This is a genomic window from Wenzhouxiangella limi, assembly GCF_010499265.1.
Classification (GTDB): domain Bacteria; phylum Pseudomonadota; class Gammaproteobacteria; order Xanthomonadales; family Wenzhouxiangellaceae; genus Wenzhouxiangella; species Wenzhouxiangella limi.
This window is the reverse complement of the sequence record NZ_JAAGSC010000041.1, coordinates 49,521-66,695: the sequence shown is the minus strand read 5'-3', so window position 1 is coordinate 66,695 and position 17,175 is coordinate 49,521. Positions and strand designations below refer to the sequence as shown.

At 60.9% G+C, this 17,175-nt stretch carries 14 protein-coding genes; 6 read left to right on the top strand and 8 right to left on the bottom strand.

Annotation, left to right across the window (positions count from 1 at the left end; all coding sequences use genetic code 11):
• Positions 1–56 precede the first annotated feature (56 nt).
• Both G3I74_RS09020 and G3I74_RS09015 read right to left on the bottom strand, forming a co-directional pair.
• Positions 57–746: a response regulator gene (locus G3I74_RS09020; protein WP_164211267.1), complete on the bottom strand. Its 690-nt coding sequence runs from the start codon at positions 744–746 to the stop codon at positions 57–59.
• Positions 743–2,152 (bottom strand): PAS domain-containing protein, encoded by a 1,410-nt coding sequence (locus G3I74_RS09015; protein ID WP_164211266.1) that lies wholly within the window; start codon positions 2,150–2,152, stop codon positions 743–745. The genes G3I74_RS09020 and G3I74_RS09015 overlap by 4 nt, the downstream gene beginning before the upstream one ends.
• A 453-nt stretch (positions 2,153–2,605) precedes the next feature.
• Here G3I74_RS09015 and G3I74_RS09010 point away from each other — a divergent pair, with 453 nt between their 5' ends.
• From G3I74_RS09010 to G3I74_RS08995, 4 genes are read left to right on the top strand one after another with little or no spacing between them, the layout of a single operon-like run.
• Positions 2,606–4,636 carry a methyl-accepting chemotaxis protein gene (locus G3I74_RS09010; RefSeq protein WP_164211265.1) on the top strand — a complete coding sequence of 677 codons (2,031 nt, stop codon included), beginning with the start codon at positions 2,606–2,608 and terminating at the stop codon, positions 4,634–4,636.
• Between the two features lie 33 nt (positions 4,637–4,669).
• Positions 4,670–5,155 (top strand): chemotaxis protein CheW, encoded by a 486-nt coding sequence (locus G3I74_RS09005; protein WP_164211264.1) that lies wholly within the window; start codon positions 4,670–4,672, stop codon positions 5,153–5,155.
• Positions 5,156–5,168: 13 nt separating this feature from the next.
• On the top strand, positions 5,169–6,908 hold the full coding sequence (locus G3I74_RS09000) for a putative bifunctional diguanylate cyclase/phosphodiesterase (protein ID WP_164211263.1): 1,740 nt from the start codon (positions 5,169–5,171) through the stop codon (positions 6,906–6,908).
• A complete protein-coding gene (locus tag G3I74_RS08995; RefSeq protein ID WP_164211262.1) occupies positions 6,899–8,989 on the top strand; it encodes a diguanylate cyclase in 2,091 nt (696 codons plus the stop codon). Before G3I74_RS09000 ends, G3I74_RS08995 begins: the two co-directional genes overlap by 10 nt.
• Here the strand turns inward: G3I74_RS08995 and G3I74_RS08990 are convergent, their stop codons facing one another.
• Complete coding sequence (locus G3I74_RS08990; RefSeq protein ID WP_420823075.1) at positions 8,990–9,301, bottom strand: methylated-DNA--[protein]-cysteine S-methyltransferase; 312 nt, start codon at positions 9,299–9,301, stop codon at positions 8,990–8,992.
• A gap of 150 nt (positions 9,302–9,451) precedes the next feature.
• Positions 9,452–10,663: a DUF3322 domain-containing protein gene (locus G3I74_RS08985; RefSeq protein WP_164211261.1), complete on the bottom strand. Its 1,212-nt coding sequence runs from the start codon at positions 10,661–10,663 to the stop codon at positions 9,452–9,454.
• A 108-nt stretch (positions 10,664–10,771) separates the two neighbouring features.
• On the opposite strand from G3I74_RS08985, the gene G3I74_RS08980 reads away from it, so the two are divergent.
• Together G3I74_RS08980 and G3I74_RS08975 are read left to right on the top strand one after the other, a co-directional pair.
• On the top strand, positions 10,772–11,014 hold the full coding sequence (locus G3I74_RS08980) for a FitA-like ribbon-helix-helix domain-containing protein (RefSeq protein WP_164211260.1): 243 nt from the start codon (positions 10,772–10,774) through the stop codon (positions 11,012–11,014).
• 5 nt (positions 11,015–11,019) lie between these two features.
• Positions 11,020–11,439: a type II toxin-antitoxin system VapC family toxin gene (locus G3I74_RS08975; protein WP_164211259.1), complete on the top strand. Its 420-nt coding sequence runs from the start codon at positions 11,020–11,022 to the stop codon at positions 11,437–11,439.
• Between the two features lie 10 nt (positions 11,440–11,449).
• On the opposite strand, the gene G3I74_RS08970 is transcribed toward G3I74_RS08975, so the two are convergent.
• The 4 genes from G3I74_RS08970 to G3I74_RS08955 all read right to left on the bottom strand — a co-directional run bounded on the left by G3I74_RS08970 (position 11,450) and on the right by G3I74_RS08955 (position 17,165).
• The gene (locus tag G3I74_RS08970; protein WP_239056804.1) at positions 11,450–14,848 is read right to left on the bottom strand and encodes an ATP-binding protein; all 3,399 of its coding nucleotides are present in this window, start codon (positions 14,846–14,848) and stop codon (positions 11,450–11,452) included.
• Entirely contained in the window at positions 14,832–15,416 is a 585-nt protein-coding gene (locus tag G3I74_RS08965; protein WP_164211258.1) for a DUF4194 domain-containing protein, read from the bottom strand. Before G3I74_RS08965 ends, G3I74_RS08970 begins: the two co-directional genes overlap by 17 nt.
• Positions 15,413–16,867 (bottom strand): DUF3375 domain-containing protein, encoded by a 1,455-nt coding sequence (locus G3I74_RS08960; protein ID WP_338063087.1) that lies wholly within the window; start codon positions 16,865–16,867, stop codon positions 15,413–15,415. The genes G3I74_RS08965 and G3I74_RS08960 overlap by 4 nt, the downstream gene beginning before the upstream one ends.
• 205 nt (positions 16,868–17,072) lie before the next feature.
• On the bottom strand, positions 17,073–17,165 hold the full coding sequence (locus G3I74_RS08955) for a hypothetical protein (protein WP_338063099.1): 93 nt from the start codon (positions 17,163–17,165) through the stop codon (positions 17,073–17,075).
• Positions 17,166–17,175 lie beyond the last annotated feature (10 nt).

Below are 17,175 nucleotides of genomic sequence, written 5' to 3'. Positions count from 1 at the left end.
GCGGGCTTTGGCACAGCGCGGCGGCGACCATCCGCCACACAGGCGTCAGAAATCCACTACGGATACTTCAGGTAAAGGGGTTCGCCGTCAGACACCCAGCGCACGGCAAACGGTGCCAGATGGTGGGCGCTGCCCAGCGCCAGTTTCTCGCGAATGCGGCGGCGGAATGTCTCGACGGTTTTCGGCTTGACGCCGAGGGCCTCGGCCGTTTCCTGGATGCAAAACCCTTTTCCCGTCAGCCGCAGCACCTGGAGTTCTCGGGGAGAAAGCACTCCAAGCTGGTAAAACCCCGGCGACAGAAAGGATGTACTCAAACCCCCGTCGGAAAGAATCGCCTGGCCCTCGGCGCTCAGGTAAAACTTCTTGGAGCACAACACCGCCTCGATGGCTTTCTCCAGCACCGCGATCGGTTCGTGTTTGCCCACGAAACCGCGCGTGCCGTAATCCAGCGCGGTCCGGATCACCCCATAGTTGTAGCGCATCGACCAGATGATGGTCGGTGTGTTCCTTGCATACTCCTTGATCTTGCGCAGAGTGACGCTCCCGTCGACCGACAGATCCAGGATCACGACATCAAACGCGCCTTGCTCCATTAGGGCCTGACCTTCTTCGTGAGAGCCAACGCCGACGTATTCAACACCGGGAAACCTCTCGACCAGGCAAGCGCGCGCTGCCTGGATAATGGCCGGATGATCATCCACGTGCAGAACGCGGATTGGTGACTCGTCCAGGTCAGCCGGAGTCACAGGGAAACCACGATCTCAGTACCTCGCGACCCCTCAAAACCAAAGCCGATATCGGCGCCGATCTCTTTGGCTCTCAGCCGCATCGAGCGCACGCCATGCCCGCGGCCGGAAAAAAGCGCCTCGAGCCCGAAGCCACCGCCGTTATCCCTGATGACCACGCAGTCCCGGCCGCCGGCGCCAATCAGGACTTCGATCTCAGACGCCGTTGAATGACGCACGGCATTGGTCACCGCCTCCTGCACGATCAGGAAAAGATGGTGGGCCACGTTGTCGTCCGGCAGATCCAGAGGTCTGAAGAGCCGATAGCGGCAGCGGGCGGCAAAAGTCATCGAAACCCGTCCGGCCAGACGTGAGACCGAGGAGTAGAAGGTTCCCGCAGTGACGCTGGCCGGAGGAAGACCGTCGATCAGAGCGCGCAGCGAGGATTCAACTGCCGTGAGGTCCCTGAGCCATGATCGCAGCCAGTTCAGCTGCTCATCCGACGCGCTGCGAATCCGCGCCATCTGTTCAATGCGCAAACGTAACGCGACCAGTTCGTTGGCCGGACCGTCGTGCAGCGCGTTCTTCAACGCCGCGACTTCCCGGGAATCGACGAGCATGATTTCGGTGGCATCGAGGTCGGGAATCTCGCCGAGCAGAACGACGTAACCTTTATCGGCCGGCAGCTGGCGGATGGCGAAACAGACTCTTGTCGGCCCGGTTTGGTTGTGATTCAACACCACATCGGCGGCCGCGGACAATCGTCCCGCCCAGCGCCCGGCAATCTGGTCCGACTCACTTTCCGCGCCGATCAGTTGACGCAGCGGCGGCAGGATGGAAGCCAGCGAATGGCCAATCGCGAACCCGTCGGCACCGTCGAACAACACCGCCGCCTTGTCGTTGAACGACCGGATCAGGCCCGATCGATCCAGCATGACCAGGGCGGTTTGGTTGAGGTCGAACACGCGCCGATGCAGGCTTGCATCACCGGAACCGTGCATCAAGCCGCGAAGATACTTCTGATAGAACTCGCCGAACTGGCCGTTGATGGCGTTGACCGCCGTCGTGGCGCTGGCGCTGTCATCGTCCGATGCGTTGATCTCCCAGGCCCTGGCCAGCAAGGACTGGGTCCATCCTGGCGCAGGCTGCAAGGGCGTCAGAGAAGCCGTGAAATAGCGGGTCGTGCCACCCGCGCCGGAAAGCGCCTCGGGAAACTCTACAAACTCGCCTTTTGAAGCCCGGCCAATGGCGTCGACCAGGCGTTCGACCCGCTCGGCCTGGCCAGCGAACCAGGGGGTTTCCCAGGCAAACCGCCCGATGATCCGGCCCGCGGGCAGCCCCACGTAGTCCAGCGCCGCATCGTTCACGTACTGCAGGCGCCCGTCGGTGCCCAGCAGTCCTATCAATTCTTCCTTCGTCTGCCCCACTTGGCGAAGCCTTGTCTGAGTGAGCGAGCCAATGCCAAAGCGCAAATCGGGTTGATGCAGCCAACCTCCGCCGTCAAATTAGCAAATTCTTAATATGATCTGTGGACAATGTGAACCTCAAGTGAATAAAATGACGGTTGCTGAAGGACAAGCAAAACCTGGCGGTGCCTGTCGCGAGCCTCCCTTCCCTGTCGCGAGGCTCCGTTCAAGGGGGCAGCGAAGCTTGATATCAATCCCTTTCGATCGACTGCCCATCTCAAACCGTCGGCGAAGCCGGGCCAACCAGTCAACTGCGTACAGCCTCGTCAGCAATTAAGCGACAAAGGTTTACCAAAGATCGCTATTGCCTTGATTTTACGGCCGCAGATAGCATGACGCTTCGAATTCAATAAGCAGCGCGCCCCGGATCGACCGGGTCGAGCCCTCCCGAACAAATGCTTGCAGGAACCCGCGGTGAACCTCCAGAACCTCAATGTCCAAACGAAAATCTATCTCAGTTTCGCCATTATTCTGATCGTGATCCTGATCATGGGCCTGCTTTCGCTACGCGCCCTTGGCCTGATAGGCAACCAGTTCGAGCGAGTCGCCCAAGATGACCTGCCGCTGGTCCAGACCATCTCATCCCTCGGAGAGAACAAGATGGCGCTGGACGGCTACTTCCGGCTGCTGCTCAGTCCGGAGCTCGATCCAGCCGAGCGTCGCCGCATTATCGAGCGCAAGAACGGGCGCATCGACGAGATCGCCGAGCTCATTGACTCGCTGGAATCCCAGGACATCAGCGCCCAGAGCCGCCAGTTCGTCGACGACATCGCGACCGAAATCGAGACCTACAAAAGCCAGGGCCGGGTCATCGACGGGCTGCAGCAGGACATCGCCGAAAACGATATCGCGAACCCGTTCCAGCTTGCGCGTGAGCTCGAGTCCTTCAGGGGCGACCACCTGGCCGCCGAAGTGCGCACCCTCAAGGGCGTTTACCAGCTCGACGCGTTCGAGTTTGTCGAATCGACCGAATGCGCGTTCGGCCAGTGGCTGGACAGCTTCCAGACGACCAACCCCCAGCTCCAGCAATACCTGACCCAGGCGCGAGCCGATCACGATGAGTTCCACCGCGCCATGGGTGATGTTTCACAAGAGGTCGGATCGGGGAACCGCGAGCAGGCGTTCTCCATCTTCTCCGGGCGCATGGAGCCGGCGGCCAATTCCGTGATCTCCACCCTCTCCGAGATGTCACAAACGGCGATCGAGGCCAATGCGCCTTTCGCGCAGTCGACCGAAATCGTGCTCGGTCAGCTGGTGCCGCTTTCGTCGACCATCGAAAACCTGCTCAACGAGCTCAAGAACAACATCGGCATCGAGGTCGCCGGGTCGGTCGACCAGGGTCGCTCGGTGCAAAGCGCCGCGACCCGAAACCAGATCACCGCCATCGTGATCGGGTTCATCCTGGCCTCGGTGCTCGGGATCATCCTCGCCCGCAAGTTCCGCGCCGATCTCAGCGAATGCGGCCGCGTTGCCGGTGCCGTGTCATCGGGTGATCTGACCGTCTCCGCCGACCCCCGCCTGCTGGCGCAAAAAGACGAGTTCGGGCAACTGGCGGTGACCTTCGAGGGCATGCGCACGCACCTGGTCGACATCGCCCGCTCGCTGATCGCCGGCAGCGATAACATGTCGGGCGCTTCCGGACAGGTCTCGGCCAGCGCCCAGCAGCTCAGCCAGGGGGCATCGGAACAGGCCGCGAGCGTGGAAGAAACCAGCGCCTCGGCCGAGGAAATGTCCGCCTCCATTCAGCAAAATGCCGAAAACGCGCAGGTCACCAGCACGATCGCCGAAAAGGTGGTCAACCAGGCCAACGAGGGCGAGAAATCCGTCACCGCCACCGTTCAGGCGATGCGCGAGATTGCCGACAAGATCAAGATCATCGATGACATCGCCTACAAGACCAATCTTCTGGCGCTGAATGCGGCGATCGAGGCCGCCCGCGCCGGCGATCACGGCAAGGGCTTTGCGGTGGTGGCCGAAGAAGTCAGGAAACTGGCCGAGCGCAGCCAGCAGTCTTCCCAGGATATCGGCAATGTCGCCGTCCAGAGCGTGAAAAAGGCCGAACAGGCCGGCACCACGATCACCGCCATCCTGCCCGAAATCGAGAAGACATCCTCACTGATTGCCGAGATCGAGGCCGCTTCTGCCGAGCAGGACAACGGGGCACGTCAGATCAGCGGCGCGATGCAGCAGCTTTCAACGGTTACCCAGCAGAGCGCTTCGGCCTCCGAAGAACTCGCTGCGACCGCCGAGCAAATGGCGGCACAGTCGAAAGAACTTCAACAAATCGCGGGTTTCTTCAAGATCGAGAAACAGTCGGCCAGCTCCGGGGCCGCTTTCCGGGAACCGCAGCGCTCTCAGCCGGAGCAGCTGTCTCAGCCCATCGAGAGCACAGTGCCCTTGCAAGCCAGCGCTGCCGACGACGATGCCGGATTTGTCCGTTTTTAAGCCACGCCCCCCAAACACTCAAGGAGTTATCCAATGTTTTCGACCCTTCTAAGCGCTCAAGAACTCACCGCAAGCCAGGACCAGCTTGAACTCGGACGCATGATTCTGGAATTTCAGGCCGCCGATCAGTCCTACGCCATACCGGCCAGTCTGGTTCAGCGGGTCATCCCGTTTGACCCGACCCGAACGATTGAAGCCGAGCAGGACTGGGCGCACTTTAAGTACCAAACCGATCACGGCGACTTGCCCGTCATCGTTTTCAATCGCATTGCCAAGATCGGCGAGTCTGAGACCAAGGCAAAAGCCAGCATCGTCGTTTTTCATCCTCAGACCGATAACGTTTCCGGTCACTGGGGAATGCTGGTCGACAACCTTCATGCCGCGCCGAGTTTCGATGAACTGCGCGACGGCGATATCCCAAAAGGTCTAAACGGCAGCACCCACCTGGTCGCCGGCACGGCGGTCATTGACGGCCGGGACATTCCCTTGCTGAGAGATCCCTCTGACATACTGCGCTAAGCGCTGAATTTTTATGCCCATTGAACAGCAGCCGGATCTTCGAATTGATGGAGAGTGTCTACCGATCTCTCCATATGCGCTCGAAGACGTTTGGCAGAAAGCACTGGAGGCCTTCCATGGTTCTGTCGTCATCACCGACGTTTCCGGAACGATCGTCTATGCGAACACTCGCTGCCAGGAGATTTCCGGATACTCGGCCGCGGAACTGATCGGCAAAAGGACGAATATTTTCCGCTCCGGTCGCGTCGTCGACTGGACTTACAAGACGCTTTGGTCCACGATCAGCCAAGGGGGGACGTGGCGAGGGATATTGATCAACAAAAAAAAGTCGGGCGAAGAGTATGCCGAGTACGTCAATATTTCGCCGATCAAGGCCCCGGACGGCGACATCATCGGGTATATCGCCTTCAAGGAGCTGCTGACTCACGAGCAGAGCGAGCAGCGGCAGGTTGAAAAGCTGGTCAGCTACGATCCTCTCACCGAGCTTCCCAACCGCGATTATCTCCAAAGAACGATATCGGAAAGACTGGCAAATGTCGCCGCCAACGGCGCTACCGCCGATTTTTATTTCCTGATCATCGACATTGATAACTTCCACGCCCTCAATGCCAATGTGGGGGCCGAGCAGGCCGACTGCTTTCTCAGCGAATACGCCCGGCGGCTTCTTTCATTCGTGGGCGAAGATGGCTTTGTGGGTCGGCTGGGATCCGACGAATTCGGCATCATACTCGACGCCGACGTCCTGTCCGATATCGACGTCACCGGCCCTGTGACCAATTGGGTCACGGAGCTACAAAGAGACCTGAACCGGCCCATGTGGATTACCGGCGGCCAGACCGCTGCAAGTGCGAGTATTGGTATGACCAAGGCGCCAATACAGGGCAACGAGACATCTTCGGACGTGATGTGGCGTGCCAACCAAGCGCTTAAGAAAGCAAAAAAGACGGGCGACCAGGCAGAAGCCATCCTGGCCGTCGAAGAGCAAAGCGGGTCGAGGCATCAACGCGCATTGCAATCCGATCTTCTTGGGGCCATCGAAAACAACGATATTCAACTCTACCTCCAGGCCATCGTCGATCAGTCGGGCGGGCTGATGGCCGCGGAGGCACTGGCGCGCTGGGTCACTCCGGACAAGACCGTGATTCCACCCAACGTGTTCCTGAATGCCGCCCGGCAGCTGGGAAAAATGGGCTGCTTGACGCGCCAGCTGATCGCCCAGCTGATTGATTTCCAAAAGGCCGCCTTCGCCTCAGGCACCGCCGTGCCAATCAGCCTGAACGTGGAATCCAGGGAATATTTATCCACCGAGTTCAACACTCACCTGGTCGACGGTATCGTGCAGTCCGGGCTCCCCCCTCGACTTTTCAAGATCGAACTGACCGAAGGTTCGATCGTAAATGACCTCGACGCGGTCACCCGGCGCATGAAGACGCTGCGCGCATTTGGCATTCGACATTCCCTGGACGACTTCGGAACAGGCTATTCCAGCCTTAGTCATCTTGCTGACCTGCCGATCGACGAAGTCAAAATCGATCGATCATTCGTCCGCTGGCTTCCATTTCATCGCAGCAGCCGCAGCATCTGCCGGTCAATCTGCTCCATCGCCAGAGAGCTTTCTATCGACATCGTCGCCGAGGGCGTCGAGAAAACCGACCACGCCGGATTCTTCAGGGACTGGGAAGACACTCGCCTGCAGGGCTTCCTGTTCGACCGCCCGGCCTCGATGGAGTCGTGGCGAGCCAAATGGCTGTAAGCGGTAGTATCGAGGCATGGCGGGATACCCAGTCGCTCGTCACGGCTTCTATCCAGATTTCTCTTGACCTTATCGACCTCCCGGCGTTCATCGTGGGAGCTGATGACCGGGTGCGGAACGCCAACCGCAAGGGTAGAGCACTACTGGGCAAGTCCACTCTCGAGCCCAGGATACTGGAGCTACCTGCCGGACAGGGAGACGAATGCTTACCTTCTTCAAAAATTTTTGGAGATCAATTGTCGTGGGGCAAGCCGCTCAAGCGCTTCGCCATTGATGCCGATGGGGCCGGCATGGCCACTGCGGCATATATCGGCCACCGCCTTGCAACCTGTTATGCCGACGAGGCGTGCTCGCTTTACATCTTCATCGGCCAGATCCAGGACTTCGAGTTGTTGGAACAGGCCCTGGAACTGGCGAACCTGGGCGTTTGGCTCTGGGACATCCAAACCGAGCAGGTGGTTTGGAGCGAACAGGTTTACAGTATTTTTGGCCTCGACTCACAGCGAGACAATCTCAACTTCCAGGACTTTCTGGCCAGCGTGCGCAGCAAGGATCGCGAGCGCGTGGAAAAAGCCATAGAACAAGGCTTGTCCACGGGTTCTTACGATATCGAATTCGAGATTCGGCGACCCGACAAAACGTATCGAGTGATAAAGACCCGCGCATCGGTCCAGTTTTCGAAGACCGGTGCGCCCCTGTCCATGATGGGCACCTGCCAGGATCTGACCGGCGACCGGCGCAACAGCCATTTGCTGCGCCGTCTGGTCGCTGTGCTCGATCAATCCCCGGATATCGTCGCCGTTCTTGATGTGCAGGGAAGACCGCTTTTTCTGAACGAAGCCGGACGCGATGCCTTTGGGGATATTCCGATCAGCGAAAACCCGCCAGTCACCGACGCGGTTTTGAAAGAGTCGCGCGAAAACGGCTTTTACAAGAACGACATTGGGCAATTCATCAAGCAGCATCACCCGGACTGGGCGTTCGAAAAGATTGTCCACGAAGCGCTACCCGCCGCGGTCAAAAGTGGAATCTGGACGGGAGAGACCGCGATCATCGATAGCAGCGGCGTGGAAGTGCCGATTGAACAACACATCATCGGACACCGCGATCCCTATTCGGGTGAAATCCTGCAGTTTTCAACAATCATGCGGGACTTGCGCCCGCAAAAGCACGCCATATCCATGCTCGAGCGCATCAACTCCTTGATGAATGCGGTGGCCGACAGCGTTTCGGACGCGTTCTGGGTGCGACGGGGCAAACAGGTGCTTTATGCCAACGTAGCGCTGGGCAAGATATTTAGGGCGTGCCCGGATGAAATTTGTGCCAAGCCTGGACTGCTGTTGGACTTCTTTGCTGAGGAGGACAGGCCGTTCATTCGTTCCCTTTTGCAGTCGGACCTCGTTTTCGAAAAACTCCAGCAGCGGGAATGCGTCATCCAGATCCCTGATCGACAGGCCCTTTCGGTCAAGATCAGCGCTTACCCGTGCGCCTTCCCGAACGATAGGCCCGGTTGTGTCGTCACGCTGGTCGATATCACCCCGTTGAAGGAGACCGAGAGCGCGCTGCTCAATGCCAATTCCCAGTTGTCGCGGATCGCGATGCAGGACAGCCTCACGGGCATAGCCAACCGGCGAGCCCTGCAAGAGGCGCTTCGGGCAGAGACCCGAAAGGCCGATCGGTATACCAGCGCGTTTTCCCTGATCCTGTTAGATCTGGATCATTTCAAGAAGGTCAATGACCAGTTTGGCCACGATGTGGGAGACCAGGTGCTCAAGTCCGTGACCGAAACTGTAAGCGCACGTATTCGGCAGACGGATATCTTCGGTCGCTGGGGCGGGGAAGAGTTCCTGATTCTTCTGCCTTGTACTCGATCGAGCGATGCGAAGCGCATCGCCGAGGCGCTTCGCGCTCAAGTACAGAAAAACCCCGTGCCCGAAGGCCAGCCCATTACTGCCAGCTTCGGCGTCGCCGAACTGAAGCACGGTGAAAGCGACGAGACCCTGCTGAAAAGGGCCGATCGGGCGCTGTATGCGGCCAAAGACAGCGGCCGGAACAGAGTCTGTTTGGATTCCGGCTCGTAATCAGGCGCTGAATTCACCCGCCGCAGGGTCGAGTGCTGGCGCGAGTTCGGCCTCCAGCGCCAGCAGCCACCGCTTGCGTTCCAGCCCGCCGGCATAGCCGGTGAGCGCACCATTGCTGCCGATAACGCGATGACAGGGAACGATCAGGGCCCACGGGTTGCGCCCCACCGCCAGCCCCACGGCACGTGCAGCAGACGGTCTGCCCAGCGCGCGGGCGATCTGGCCGTAGCTTGCCGACTGGCCGTAGGGAATGGAGCGCAGATATTCCCAGACCGCGCGCTGAAACGGCGTGCCCTGCTGCGCGAGGGGCAGATCGAAATCGCTGAGCTCACCGGCCAGGCAGGCCTTGAGCTCAAGCTTCGCATTGGCTAAAAGTTCGGTCCAGCGGCAAGAACCATGGGTCCGAGAGTGGTTTGAATGTCGATTCGGTGCATGCCGTTACACGGTGCCATTTTCAGCCAGTCAACGCGCCATCTGCACTCGTTCCAGGAATGCCGCCAGCCAGACGTAACGGATGCGCTCTTGTTCTAGGCGCAGGCCCGGCGAGAGCAGATCATCACGCAAAGCGCGGTAGAGCGCCTGTTCTGCCTCATCCAGCCGAGTCAGCTCGCCGAGAAAACGCCGATCATCCGGCTCGCGGCCCCAGAGCTCACGGTGGGCGTCAAGGGTTGCGCGGTCCATCAGGAAGGACCGAACCATCGGCAACTTCGCCCGCAAGCGATTGAGAATGGCAAAACCATGGGTATCAATGTCCCCCCAGTACCAGCAGCACGCATTCCTCAGCCAATCGATCCCGGCTAAACGGTCCAGGCCATAGCCAAGACCAAACACCACGATGGACCGAGGGTGGGCCGGAAAGGCTAGCCCGTTAATCTCGTTTTCGGTGATAAAGACCTGATCAATCGGTAGGTCCAAGCACGCGAACTCCTCGGCCGGCACGGACAGATCGGTCAGCCCTTGCACCGCAAGTCTTGAATCAAGAATTCGGAAACGCACCTGTGCCGGGCGACTGGCAAGCCCGAAGCGCCGATTGAAAGCGGCTGCTCCGGTGGCCGATGCATCGATAGCCGAGGCCGGCAGGACCGCATCAAGCAACTCCGAGACCAAGCCTCGGCGACTCTCGATGAACTTGGTGTCGAGGCCGGGAATGTCGAGCTGGCGCAGGTAAACACCGGGGCGGGGATGGTCAGAAAAGTAACGCAGGATGGCTCGCAATTGAGGCCATTCATCAAAACGGTTCAGCGCCTCGAGGGGGCGACGGGCCAGCCAGCCGCGCAAACCGTGAAACTCGCCCAGCAGCTGCGCGGCCAGCTGATCGAAGCGGCGTGCCTCGGCAGTCTTGCCGATCAGGCGCAAAGCATCTTCAGCACTAGGCACGAGGATCGCTTGCGGCAGACGGTTACTTCCGCGGGTACGATGATTGACCGTGCGCCACTCGATGGCATAGCCGTAACCCCGCCGCTCGCGCGAGTGCTCGATCAGTTCGGCAACCCATGCACGCAGCCCATCGAAATCCTCGGCCAGATCGCGCGAGCCGGCCTTGCGCAGCCTGAGCTTGAGCGGAAACAGCGACTCCTGCCCCTCCAGTCGCTCCGCCAGAAGACGACCGGAATCCCAGTGCCGGCGTAACTGGGCGATGAGATCAGGCGGTCGAGTCCAGGGTTTTGCGGACATGGGATAGCGGCTTGCTATTGCCAACCAGAATCTTAGCGAATATCGGCCAGACAAACCAAAGATGCTAGACTCTCGAAATCATTGATTGCATCGCAAAAGGAACGCACCATGGGCAGCATAACCATTCGCAGGCTCGACGATGAGCTCAAAGAACGACTGCGGCGGCGCGCGGCGCGTCATGGGCGATCGATGGAAGATGAAGTCCGTGAACTTCTACGCACAACCTTGGCAATGGATAGCGGCGAGCCCGACAACCTGGCTGAACGCATCCGCGCACGCTTCGCGCCGCTTGGCGGGGTCAATCTGACGCTTCCCGAACGGGAGCCGACGCGCGAACCGCCCTCGCTCTGATCGCCATGCAGATTCTCGATACCAACGTGATTTCGGAACTGATGCGACCGAAGCCGAATGGGCGGGTCGTGGCCTGGATCGGCGCACAAGCCGGCGGGAGCCTGTTCACTACCGCTGTGACCGAAGCGGAACTCCGCTATGGTCTGGCTTTGCTTCCGGCCGGAAATCGACGCGAGCAACTCCTCCAAGAATTCAACCTGATGATGACGGAAGATTTTGCCAGCCGCATCCTGCCATTTGACCGCAGTGCAGCCAAGTCCTACGCCAGCATCGTCGCCGCGCGTCGTCACAGCGGTCATCCGATCAGCCAGTTTGATGGCCAGATCGCGGCTATCGCCCGCTCGCGCGATGGGGGCATCGTGACGCGCAACGACCGTGACTTTTCCGACTGCGGCATACCGGTCACGAACCCCTGGACTCAATAGAATCCGGATCTCAGTGCGGGCTGCCCTGGCGGGCGGCCAGCTCGGCACGGTACTCCTCAATGCTCAGGTTGCGCAACATGGATTGCTTGCCGTCCGGATTGTGGACAAAGCCGACGCTGGCCACAAATGGCTCGATAATGTGGATCTTCTGCAGCGGGGTGACGATCAACAGCTGCAGATTGAGCCGACCGAACAATTCCAGCCCATAGCGCGCCGACTCATCGGAACCGCGGCCGAAGGCCTCGTCGATGACCACGAAGCGGAATGAGCGCGAACGCTTCTCACCCCACTCCAGACCGAACTGGTAGGCCAGGCTGGCGGCCAGTACGGTGTAGGCCAGCTTTTCCTTCTGCCCGCCCGACTTGCCGCCGGAGTCGGCATAGTGCTCATGTTCGCGGTCATCCTCGCGCCAACGCTCAGAGGCCGAGAACATGAACCAGTTGCGCACATCGGTGACCTTGCGCGTCCAGCGCCGGTCCAGCTCGGTCGTGCCCTCGCGGCCGCGAAAGCGGTCGATGATGTCGCGCACCTGCAAGAACTTCTGCTCGGAATACTGGGCGTCCTCCGAACCGGTCACCGCCCCCTCGGTACAGGCGCGCAACTTCTGCTGGAATTCGCGGATGTCGGCATCTGGCGCGGTTTCGGCCAGCAGGCGGATATAGCGGCCTTTTTCGTAATCGATCTCGTGTAGCGAGCGGTTGATGATCTCGATGCGCTCGCGAATCTGTTCGCGCTCGCGGTGCAGCAGGGCCTGGAATCCGGCGACCTCGCGAATGGTGTTCTCGTTGAGCAAAGCCTTGAAGCGCTGCTCGAACCGCGGCAGATCATCGCCGGCCAGGGTGTCGAGCAGGCGCCGATATTCGCCGGCCGCGGCCACGCTGCAATCGGCCTCGCGCGCTTCCTGGGGCCAACGATGATGAAAGTTCTGCATGGCCTGGATAATGCGATCGTTGAGTCGAGCCAGGGCCTTGTCCTCGGCATCGATTCGGGCCGTGAGCCAGGCCCGGAATTCGCGCTGACGGGCATCGATGCCGTTAAGGTTGATCGGTTGCTGGGCCAGAGCCTTCTCGCGCCATGCGGCCAGCAGGGCAAACCAGTGCTCGCGATCAGCCGCATCAAGCTCGTCGATCAGGAGGACCGCTTGCTCACGTTCCTCGCCGGCGCTGCGAATACGCTCCTCTACGGTGCTCAACTGACCTTGGCGCTGCTCGAGTTCATCCTCGGTGCGTTCGCTAGCCTGCTCCACCTCATCCAGACTGGCACGCAGGGTCTTGAGCACATCGGACTCGGTGCGCAAGCGACGTTCCTCGGATTCCAGCTCGGTGATACGGGTCGCTGCTTCCTGCCAGTTCAGGCGCTGGTAGTCTTCGAACATGTCGAGCCGATTGAGATCGCCCGTACGGCCGGCCAGGTCCTGCAGCTCCCCATCCAGCCGGGCGATGGCATCGGCCACGGCCTGGATGCGCTTTTCGATCTGGCCGCGCTGCTCGGCCAGAACTCGAATCTTGTTTTCATTGCTCCAGCCCAGCACATAGCGGGCGCGATCATCGATGGCATGCCGATCGTCTTTCTCGTGGCGCACGCCGCCGGTCTTGATCTGACCAGCTTTGGTGATCGCGCGAGTCTCGCGCGCGAAGTGGTCCAGGTCTCGACAGCAGACATGATCGAAGCGCCGGGTCAGTTCCTGCTCCAGCCAGGCATAGTGGGCACTGTCGGTGCGGATGGCGAGCTTGCGACTCAATGCTTCGGGTGCGGCGCGCTCGGGGCTGGCGCTGCGCAGCTCGCGAACCCGGTAGTAGACCAGCCGGCCACGCAAACGGGTCGCATCGACCCATTCGGCCACGGCACGGTAGTGCCGGTCCGGCACCAGCAGCGACAGGGCGAAGTTGTGCAACAGGCGCTCGATGGCGCCTTCCCAGTCGCGTTCATCCTCGCGCACCTGGATCAGCTCGCCGGCAAACGGCAGCTCGGCCGGCGCCAGATTCAGCGCCTCGCACAGGCGCTCGCGCAGCGCCAGCATCGCCGCGGGCAGGTTCGATCGCCGGGCCTTGAGCGAGGTCAGTTCGGCGTCGACTTCGGCATGTCGAGTTCGCAGGTCACGCATCGCCACGGACTGGTCAGTGCGTTCGTTCTGCATCTCGGCCTGACTCGCCTCGGCCTGGTCGCTTAAAGACTGCAGCGCGACCCGGTTGGCACGGAAGATGTCGGCGTCGGTCGCCTCGGGCAAGCCCAGGCCGCCGGCCAGCTCGCGGTAACGCTCGGCTTCACGCCGCCGCTCAGCCTTATCCGCCTGCAGACGCTCGATCTCCTCGCGCAGGCGCTCCAGCCGGTCGCCACCGTTTTCGGCGATCGACTGGCGCAGATCATCACGCTGCCGGCGCTGCCCGGCCCGGGTGCGCTTGAGCGCGGCCACGCGGTCACCCAGCCGGGCCTGCTCGGCGGCCAAATCCTTCAGCCTGCGATCGAGCAGTTCGATGCGAAGACTGGCAAACCAGGGGGGCAGAGCCTCGCGACAACCGCGCAGTTCGGCGGTTTGGGCACTGCGCTCGGCGTGCTCATCGGCATTCTTGACGATGGGCTTGAGTGCCTGGATCTGATCGCGGGCCTTGAGCACCGCCTCGTGGGCGCGGTTGAGATCGTCGAAATGGCGAATCAACTCATCGATCCGCTGCGCCGTATCGGCAGCCTGGAGCATGTGCTCGCGCACAAACTCGGTCAGGTTGCCGACCGACTTCATCGACACGGTCTGGTTGAACAGCTCCAGCGCCTGGTCGCTGGCACTGCCCAGCTTGCGTCGCAGGCTGGCGCCGTAGGCGGGAAAGGCAGTATGCAACTCGACATGCTCAAGCGCGCGCAGGCGCTTGCGCAGTTCATTCAGATCGCTGCCGAAACCGGAGAAGTGCACATCAATACTCAGCGGCCGGTCGGCAACGATATAGAAGCGCTCCGGCTGGCCGCGGGTGTCGCTGACCCAGAACACCTGGGCCAGAGTCACGTGGCGATCGAAGCCCTCATTGTAAAAATGGCCGAGGATGACCGAGTAGCTGTTGTGGTCGCGCAGGGCCACCGGCTTGGCACTCAGCCCGCCTTCGCCGCGCTCGGACTTGTAGTGGCCAAGCACGTAGGAGCGCAGGCTGCGCTCGCGCGCCTCGGCGCCGGCGGCCTTGTTGTAGGTAATGCGCTGAGCAGGGACCAGCAAGGTGGTGATGGCATCGATCACGGTGGACTTGCCCGAACCGATGTCGCCGGTCACCAGGCAGTTGGCGCCGGAAGGATCAAGCCGCCAGACATGGCGGTCGAAAGTACCCCAGTTGAGCAGTTCCACCCGGTGCAGGCGGTAGCCGGCACGGGTGTCATCGGCCACGAAATCCAGCGCCAGACCCTCCATCGGCCTATTCTGCTGCGCCATGAGCGGCATATTCGCCCAGGCGCTGATCGAACTCGGCCAGCCACTGCGCATCGACGTAGGCCTTGAGGATGCGCCGGACCTCATACTGGTCGTCCTGGCCCCGAAGTTTGCGCAGAAAGCCCATCTCGACGGCCTTGTTGATGTCCATGCCGACCCGATCCATAAGCTTCGCCTCGTTGGCCGAATCAGGCAGGAACAGCCGCAGCAGATCGGCAATGTCCTCGCGCGAGAGCACCAGGCGGAGATCACCGCCGCCGGCGTCATGCTCGGCCAGCTTCTTGCGCAGCAAAGCCAGCAGCAGGCTCACCGGGTAGCTCAACTGCCGGCGCGCCATCAGCCGGGGCAGGGCATGCTCCTCCTCCTGTTCCGGGCGCTGGCGCAAAAAGGCATAGCCTTCGGCCTCATCGACGATCAGTTCAAGACCCAGCACGGCCACGTGATCGCGGATGGCCGCCTGGCCATCGAGCAGCCGCTGCCAGTTTTCATTGCCCTGGTCGGCATAGACCACACCCTTGAACAGCGCGATCAGCGGCAGCGACAGGCGGAGATCGGGTCCGGATTCGCTCATCGCGAGAAGAGTACCAGAGGCACCCGGGCCTGACGCTGGCGACCGTCTGCCTGGGTCCAGGCAACCGTCTGGATCGTGCTGTCATCGATCAGGCCAGCACCGTCCTCGGCAGCAATGGCCAGGTAGGTGACCAGTTCGGCCAGGCCCTGAGTCAGCGGCCGCTGCTCTAGCAGTTCGGCCAGGCTGATCTGGTCGCGCTGCTGCAAAGCCCGGCGGATGGCCGCTTCCAGAGCCAGACGATCGACATGGACCTGCTCGAAGAGGGCTTGCGCATCGATCAAACTGTCGTCGGCCAACCGCACATCGGCCAGGATTTCAGGCCGCAGCGGCGGGCTGAACAAGGGCCGATCCATAACCAGGTTCAGCGCCGGCACGGGCATGTCCAGCTGCATGCCCAGCTGCCGGGGTGGAGTCTCGCGCACAGCCACGGCCTTGCGCTCGAGGCTGCGGATCAATTCCATGATGCGCCGGTTTTCAAGCCAGGCTTGATCATCGAGAAAGCGCCTGAGCTGCTGCGACAGGCGGGCCACGGTGCGCTGGGTTACCTCGCCGGCCTCCAGCCAGTCGTAATGGACACGCTTCAGGCGACGGTCGGGCTTGAGTTCGATGACCGCTTCGAGCTCGAAGATTCTTTCCAATAGACCACTCAGTTCTTCCTGCCGGGCCGGCGACATCAGGAAATCCCAGAAGGCACGGAAACTGCGGCCCTGGTCGGAGTCGGCGATGGCATCCTGCTCGCCGAAGACTTCTTCCAGCACTTCCCCCTTGCCGCCCTCGAACCAGGTGATGCGTTCGCGCACCTGACGATCGAGGTGGCGGAAATTGTGCTCGACCTGGCGAAAATCGGCCAGCAGCGCGCGGGCTGTGTCGGCCATCTGCAAGAAGCGCTCTTTCAGGCGGGTATCGTCCATCAAAGACAATTCACCGGCGCGGATGCGCTCGATTTCGGCATCAATGCTCGCGCGCCGCGCCTCCAGTTCAGCAATGCGCGCTGCCGGGTCGGTCTCGGTGCCACGCACAATCTGCTGCAGCAAGTCAAACACCGTCAACAGCCGCGACTCGGCGCCGACGAAACTTGGCTGCTCCAGTCCGGCCAGCCAGCGAATCGCGGCTTCGGCCGCCGGTGTGAGGTCGTAATGGGCCTCGTCGCTGTCGCTGACGTAATAACGCCGCATCCAGGCTCGCTGATCATCGGACCAGTCTTTGAGATAAGCCAAAGCCGGGCGTGGATAGCTGTCCTCGCCGTGAACTTCGCGGATGGCAGTCAGATGATCATCGAGCCGGGTGACCAGTTCGCCCTCGGCCATGGCGCGCGAGTTGGACTCGATGAATGTTCGATAAAAAAAGCTGGTTACCATCGGCGCGCTATCGGCGACGAGCAAGCGCCAGCCACCATGAGTCTCACGCAATGCGCTTAAGGTATCGAAATCCAAAGCCTTCTCGGATAACACATGCGGACCTCAGTCTAGGCGTTTAAGCGAATCCTTGCTGGTACAAAAAGGAAAAACCGGACTCGCGAACTCAGAAAATTTGGACAATATCCATGCATTCAAATCTTTCGGATCAACACAAGATTTCGATCGCGAACACGCCAATCACGCCGACCATGATGCGCTGGTAGTGAAACTGCCTCCCGGGCCGCAATAGCGGGCTGACTCAAGACAGCGCGAGTTCGGCCTCCAGCGCCAGCAGCCACCGCTTGCGTTCCAGCCCGCCGGCATAGCCGGTGAGCGCACCATTGCTGCCGATAACGCGATGA

Bases quoted from the DNA above. Each gene is read 5' to 3' on its own strand.
- G3I74_RS08995 (WP_164211262.1), top strand. From the start codon at position 6,899: ATGGCTGTAAGCGGTAGTATCGAGGCATGGCGGGATACCCAGTCGCTC.
- G3I74_RS08970 (WP_239056804.1), bottom strand. From the start codon at position 14,848: ATGGCGCAGCAGAATAGGCCGATGGAGGGTCTGGCGCTGGATTTCGTG.
- G3I74_RS08985 (WP_164211261.1), bottom strand. From the start codon at position 10,663: ATGTCCGCAAAACCCTGGACTCGACCGCCTGATCTCATCGCCCAGTTA.
- G3I74_RS08965 (WP_164211258.1), bottom strand. From the start codon at position 15,416: ATGAGCGAATCCGGACCCGATCTCCGCCTGTCGCTGCCGCTGATCGCG.
- G3I74_RS08980 (WP_164211260.1), top strand. From the start codon at position 10,772: ATGGGCAGCATAACCATTCGCAGGCTCGACGATGAGCTCAAAGAACGA.
- G3I74_RS08975 (WP_164211259.1), top strand. From the start codon at position 11,020: ATGCAGATTCTCGATACCAACGTGATTTCGGAACTGATGCGACCGAAG.
- G3I74_RS09005 (WP_164211264.1), top strand. From the start codon at position 4,670: ATGTTTTCGACCCTTCTAAGCGCTCAAGAACTCACCGCAAGCCAGGAC.
- G3I74_RS09000 (WP_164211263.1), top strand. From the start codon at position 5,169: ATGCCCATTGAACAGCAGCCGGATCTTCGAATTGATGGAGAGTGTCTA.